Origin of the sequence: Hydrogenobaculum sp. (assembly GCF_049967395.1) — a bacterium.
GTDB lineage: Bacteria > Aquificota > Aquificia > Aquificales > Aquificaceae > Hydrogenobaculum.
On sequence record NZ_JBMFST010000049.1, the window covers coordinates 1 to 5205 of the forward strand.

The window sequence follows — 5205 nt, forward strand, 5'->3', positions numbered from 1 at the left end:
CTCTTTAAACGCTGCCATAGAAGCGGCTCGTGCTGGTGAGATAGGAAGAGGTTTTGCGGTGGTAGCCGATGAGGTAAGAAAGTTAGCAGAGAAGACTTCAAAATCTGCTGTAAGTATAAGAGATCTCATAGAGAATATAGTAGAAGAAGCCAGAGAATCTATATCAAAAACAGAAGACGCTAAAAAGACTATAACAAAGAACAGTGAATACCTGGATGAACTAAAAGAAAGCTTTTATAGTATGAAAAATAGCTTTGATGAGCTTTCTTCTTTGATATCAAAGCAAAGCGTGGCTACTGAAGAACAGTCGAGTGTTATGAACAATATAACTCGTAGCATATCTACATTGGGAGATGGCATATCTAAAATAGAAGATACCATAGATAAAGCTGTACCTGTAATTAGCGAAGCTGTAAGTCTTTCAGAGAATACGTTCCAAGGGTTAAAAGCTATAAAACCTGGTATGTATGCCGAAATTTATCAAAGGGCTGTGGACCACGCTAAATTTATTCTAAATGTTATGAATATGGTAGAGGATAAGATAAGCTGGAGTGTGCCAGATCATACCCAATGCGCTTTTGGTAAGTGGTATTACTCGCAAGAGGCAAGGACTAATGTATCTCATTGCGGTGCAAATGCTTTGATGTTATTTGAAGAAGTTGAAAATCCTCACAAACATTACCATCAAATAGCTATGGAAATAGAAAGGATGAAAAGACAAGGTAAAGATAGAGACGCAATGTATAATAAATTCGTAGAGCTTACAGATTATTCTACTACTATTGTAGAAAAATTAATAAGCCTTGCAGAAAGTTTAAAAGGATGTTAAAGTAAAATAGGAGGTGTGATATGGACCAAGAATTTCAAACTGAAGAAGCAAAAGCTGATGTAGAAAACGTAAATTTAAGCAAGAAGGATATAGTGAAAGAGGCCGTAAAAGAAACTGAAGAGATAAAAGAGATGGTGGATAGTCTTTCTAAGATAGCTAAGCAGACCAACTTACTTGCTTTAAACGCCGCTATAGAGGCAGCTCGGGTGGGTGAAGTGGGGAAAGGTTTTGCGGTGGTGGCTTCTGAATTTAGAAAGCTTGCAGAAAACACCAACAAAATAGCCACCAACATAAAAAGGCTTATGCTTTCTATAGAAGAAAAGCTTGATACTCTCAACAAAGAAGAAGTTTGAGGAGGGCTTATGGAAAGCGGTATAGTAGCTCCTAAAAAATCTGGTAGTGGCTTACCAGAGGTATTGAGAACTGGTGCAAACGAGCTTGAAATAGTAGATTTTAGGATTTTTGAAGATAAAGAAGACGGCTCTCGTTATGAATGGATCATGGGAGTTAACGTAGCAAAAGTAAGAGAAGTGCTAAGGCTCCCAGAGATTACAAAGGTTCCAAACATGCCTCCCCAAGTGGAGGGTATGGCGGAGATAAGGGGGGAGCTGATACCTGTCATTAGTTTAGCAAGGTGGATGGGCTTGGTTGAGCCTATTAAATACAAAAAATATGTTCTTTATATGGAGTTTCTGAGGGAGAAAGTAGGCGTTATAATCCACGATGCTAAACGCATCAGAAGAATATCGTGGGCTGATATAAAAGAGGCTCCTATCATATTAAATCAAAAATTGAATGGACGTATTACAGGAGTAGTGGAAACTGAAGAGGGTCTTCTTCTTATACTTGATTTTGAAGGTATACTAAACGATATGGGTCTTTTAAATGTTTTTGACGCCGATTATCTTGAAAAGGCAAAAGACGAGCAAGAAGAGAAATTTACCATATATGCAGCTGACGATTCAAGCACCGCTAGAAATTTACTAAGAAGTATGCTTTCAAAGCTTGGTCATGATGTAGTTATTTTTGAAAACGGAGAAGAGCTTTGGGACGCTTTAGAAAATCTCTTGGAAAAGGCAAAGAAAGAAAATAAAAACATATCAAACTACGTTCAGCTTGTGATAACAGACTTAGAAATGCCAAAAATGGATGGGCTTACTCTTACAAAGAAGATAAAAACAACCCCTGGGCTTATGCACATACCGGTGGTGGTAAATACTACTTTAAGCGACGAAGCAAACAAGATGAAGGCAAAATCTGTGGGAGCAGATGATTTTATAGTGAAGTTTGATGCAAAGGAACTCTCAGATATTATAAATAAATTTGCTTTAAGGGCAAAAGGAGAGTGATGTATGATACCTGATGAAATGCGTGAGATATTTGAAGAGTTTTTGGTAGAGGCAAGAGAAAATTTAGAAAAGTTAGAAACAGATTTACTAGAATTAGAAAAAGACCCTACTAACCAAGAAATCTTAAACAGCGCTTTTAGAGTAATGCACACGATAAAAGGTGGAGCGGGTTTCCTAGGTTTAGACGCAATAGTAGAAACCGCTCACAAAGCTGAAGATATACTAGGCAAGCTAAGAAATGGAGAGATCTCTTTTTCTGATACTATAAACGATTTACTTTTAAAAGCTGCAGACAAAATAAAGGAATATTTGGAAAAAGCAGAAAATCAAGAGGAGTTGGAGCTTGATAAGGAGTTAATATCAGAGTTAGAAGATGTTTTAAAAAATCCAGATAAGTATTCTACTGAAAAGCCAGTATCTTCTAAAGAGGAAGAAACTAAACCACAGACCAGTGAGCAGAATTTTGAAGAAACATCGAATGACCCAGTATCAAAGCTTTTGAAAAAATACGGCTTTGAACATCTTATCGGGAAATCTATAGAAGAGATATTAGAAGAGTTGGTCTTGATGCCACCTAGCGAAAGACCAGAGGGTTTGATACAGGAGTTAGATGCTATCATAAATGCTTCCCCGTCAAAGACTGTTGATAACGTATCCCAAAAGAAAGAAGAAGACATTGCAAAAGAGATGGAAAAGACATCTGTTAGCGAGGATATAAAATCAGCACCTAAGGAATCATCACAGACGCCATCTCAAGTGGTAGAAAAAAAAGAACCGCCAAAGCAAACTCACCCAAAAGAAAAAGAAGAGGAAAAAGTATTAAGAATAGATGTACAGAAGATAGAAGCTCTTATGAATTTAGTAGGCGAACTTGTTCTTGATAGAAATAGACTTGTAAAAGTAGTATCTACTATCATGCAGAGCGCTTCAGAAAACAACGAACAGATAAAAGGCTTGGATGACTTAGAATCTGTATTGTCTTCCATAGATAGGATAGTGGGAGATTTGCAAGTGGCTGTTATGAAAACTCGTATGCAACCAGTCAAAAGGCTATTTCAAAAATTCCCCCGTGTTGTTAGAGATTTGGCAAAGCTTTTAAACAAACAGATTGAACTTATCACAGAAGGTGAAGATACCGAAATGGACAAATCCGTACTTGAAAAGCTTGAAGAACCTCTTATACACATAATAAGAAATTCTGTAGACCATGGTATAGAACCTCCTGAAGAAAGAGAGCTTTTAGGTAAACCAAGGACAGGTATTATAAAACTAAAAGCTTACTATCAAGGAGATAGAATTATAATAGTTATAGAGGATGATGGGCGTGGTATAGACATAGAGAAGGTTAAAAAGAAAGCTCTAGAAAAAGGCATTATAAGTCAGGATAGATTAGAAAAAATGACTGAAAAAGAAGTCCTGTCTCTCATATTCCATCCAGGTTTTTCTACAGCAGACCAAGTTTCTGAGGTATCTGGTAGAGGCGTAGGTATGGATGTTGTTATGACTACCGTTATGAACTTTAGAGGTACCATAGACATAGAAACCCAAAAAGGGAAAGGCACAAAGGTCATCATGGCATTTCCTCTGACGGTAGGTATCATAAGAGCTCTTATGGTGTCTATAGGCAACAGAAATTTTGCCATACCTATATACTCTGTATTGGAAATTATACAGCAAGAAAATGCCACTATTACTACCGTATCTGGTGAAGACGTCCTTATATTGAGAGAATCTACTATTCCACTTGTAAACCTTGCGGACGTGCTCGGCATTAGAGACAGTAAAATAGGGTATGTTATCATATCCCAGCTTGGGAATCAAAGGGTGAGCTTTACTGTAGAAGAGCTTTACGGGGACGAAGAGATAGTGGTAAAACCTCTTGGTAAGATATTTGGTGAAATAGAGGGTATATCAGGGGCTACTATCACAGGTGATGGTAACGTAGTGCTTATATTGGATTTGGCTGGTATATTAAAAAGAATAAGCCATGGTGTAAGAGTTTGATATTGTTTGATGAAGCTTATATGGTTTGATAGTATAGATTCTACTCAAGATTATATTAAAAGCCATATAAACGAACTATCAGATAATATCTGTGTTGTAGCCAACTCCCAATACAAAGGTCGCGGGAGATATGGCCATGTATGGTACTCTTCTTTAAAAGATGGGCTTTATTTTAGTATATTAAAGAAAGATATTAACATAGAGCCGTTATCTTTGGTAGTTGGTGTATCTCTTTTTAAGACCATCAAGCATCTTTACGATATAGTCCCATATATAAAATGGCCAAACGACATATACGTTTTATTGGAAAAGCCAAGAAAAGTTGCAGGTATTTTGGTAGAGAGAATAAGGGAGAATAGCATAATAGGTATAGGTGTAAATTTAAACCAAGAGGATTTTCCTCAAGACATATCGGACAGGGCTATATCTTTAAAGCTTTTCACAAGAAAGTATGTATCAAAACAGCACTTTCTTACGACGTTTTTTGATTTTTTCTATGATGATATAGAACATTTTAATTCTTACGGGTTTGAAGATTTTAGAAATATTATAAACGACAACCTTCTTTACAAAAACAAATTTATAACGGCAAACGATGGAAAAGTATCTGGGATTTTAAAAGAGGTAGACAAAGATGGCAGTATAGTGATTGAGAAAGATAATACGCTTGTTAGTTTAAGCGCCGGTGAAATAGAATCTATGATACCTAAAGAAATGTGGTAAAATATTTTTAATTTTTAAAAGGAGGCAAAAATGAAAAATCTTAAAAAGACGCTAAAGGCTTCAGTATTAGCTTTGGGGCTTTTGTCTGTTTTATCGGTTTCTTCCTATGCTGGTGGTTTTGCATGTGTGGATACTCAAGAGGTAATGCAAAAATCTACTTTTGCTAAATCCCTTGGCAAGTCTTTAAATGAGAAGGTGGCTAAGATACGTAAAAAGCTGCAAGCTTACGAAGCGGAACTTCAAAACCTTCAAAAGGAGATAGAGAGCAAAGCTATATCCAAGCAAGCTAAAAAGCAAAAG

At 36.6% G+C, this 5205-nt stretch carries 5 protein-coding genes and 1 pseudogene; all 6 read left to right on the top strand.

From position 1 onward, the window contains the following. Positions 1-643 (top strand): annotated as a pseudogene (locus ACP5S8_RS06865) (methyl-accepting chemotaxis protein); the annotation flags it as partial. A gap of 206 nt (positions 644-849) precedes the next feature. Further along, positions 850-1182 (top strand): methyl-accepting chemotaxis protein, encoded by a 333-nt coding sequence (locus ACP5S8_RS06870; protein WP_461870909.1) that lies wholly within the window; start codon positions 850-852, stop codon positions 1180-1182. A gap of 9 nt (positions 1183-1191) precedes the next feature. Beyond that, positions 1192-2178: a chemotaxis protein gene (locus tag ACP5S8_RS06875; protein WP_461876226.1), complete on the top strand. Its 987-nt coding sequence runs from the start codon at positions 1192-1194 to the stop codon at positions 2176-2178. A gap of 3 nt (positions 2179-2181) precedes the next feature. Further along, the gene (locus ACP5S8_RS06880; RefSeq protein ID WP_461876227.1) at positions 2182-4182 is read left to right on the top strand and encodes a chemotaxis protein CheA; all 2001 of its coding nucleotides are present in this window, start codon (positions 2182-2184) and stop codon (positions 4180-4182) included. Positions 4183-4191: 9 nt separating this feature from the next. Continuing rightward, positions 4192-4905 carry a biotin--[acetyl-CoA-carboxylase] ligase gene (locus ACP5S8_RS06885; RefSeq protein WP_461876228.1) on the top strand — a complete coding sequence of 238 codons (714 nt, stop codon included), beginning with the start codon at positions 4192-4194 and terminating at the stop codon, positions 4903-4905. Positions 4906-4935: 30 nt separating this feature from the next. Beyond that, positions 4936-5205 (top strand): OmpH family outer membrane protein (locus ACP5S8_RS06890; protein WP_461876229.1); only part of this gene is annotated, 270 nt, incomplete at its 3' end.